This is a genomic window from Candidatus Symbiothrix dinenymphae, from assembly GCF_001431085.1.
Genome location: NZ_BBRU01000078.1, coordinates 1 through 992, shown reverse-complemented (window position 1 = coordinate 992; position 992 = coordinate 1). Strand labels below are relative to the sequence as shown.

Genomic DNA, 992 nt, shown 5'->3' with positions numbered 1-992 from the left:
ATATAATTGTAATATTCAGCCGTCAGGTTGGCAATCAAATTTTCAATCGCAACGCGGGTCGCAATTTCGCCCTTCTGCTTAAATTCCTTGAGCCGCTCGTACTCCGTTTGCATCCGAAAGCCGTCAAAAGCTGTCCAATTGAGGCTCAAACCCACATTTGTGCCCTGATTGTAAATGCCGTTGATTTGCGAAGTTGCGCCATTCGTAACGTCTTCCCGGTCGTTCAGCGACCCCGAAAAACCGGCATTCAGGTCGAGCGTAGGCAAAATGCCCGCATTGCCGATGGTGGCATTGTTCTCGCTGATTTTCTGCTCGTTACGAATAATGCGGATGTCATAGTTCCGCTCCAGTCCGGTTTCCAGGCACCGCTTCAAGTCGTAAATTTCCTGCGTATGCCCCATCGCCGGAAGTAGGGCAAAGATGCCTATTGCTGTTATTTTTTTCATTTTAATTGCTGAAATGCAGGGCAAAGGTAGTGAAAAATTAACTGTTAATAAAATTGGAAATTGCATACAGCGGATAAACTTTGATTTTGTCGTATTGAGAAAAATTCTCCAAAGTGGTGCGAATACCGTATTCCGACTGTTTTTCGCGCATAAAAAAGTGCAAACTTTGCATTTTTCCCGTTGTTCCCGATTTCACTTCAATCGGAATAATCGCATTCCCCTTTTGAAACAAATAATCGACCTGTGCATGAGTGCCGTTTTTCTCTCTTTGCCAATAATACAATTGCGAATGGCGATTGGGAGGCATTGCCTTTAACATTTCCAAACCTGCGAATAATTCGGCAATATCGCCTTTGTTGATTTGTTCAAGGGTTTGCCCGATAAGAATTTCGCCGATATTCAATCCTAAAAATCGTTGAAAAATTCCGGTATCAAACGGAATATATTTGGTGAATTTCCGGCTGATTTGTGCGCCAAGAGGGATTCCGTTGGCTGAAGAGTGAAGAATAGGATGTATCAATCCTGCCATTCCCAAGAGCATCAGCG

2 protein-coding genes are annotated in these 992 nt (G+C 43.8%); both read right to left on the bottom strand.

Translation table 11 applies throughout. From position 1 onward, the window contains the following. Positions 1-446: TolC family protein (locus ASC50_RS01260; protein WP_158648245.1), on the bottom strand; the 446-nt coding region annotated here is incomplete at its 3' end. A gap of 37 nt (positions 447-483) precedes the next feature. After that, a partial coding sequence (locus ASC50_RS01255; protein WP_158648244.1) for a DUF4143 domain-containing protein occupies positions 484-992 on the bottom strand: 509 nt, incomplete at its 5' end.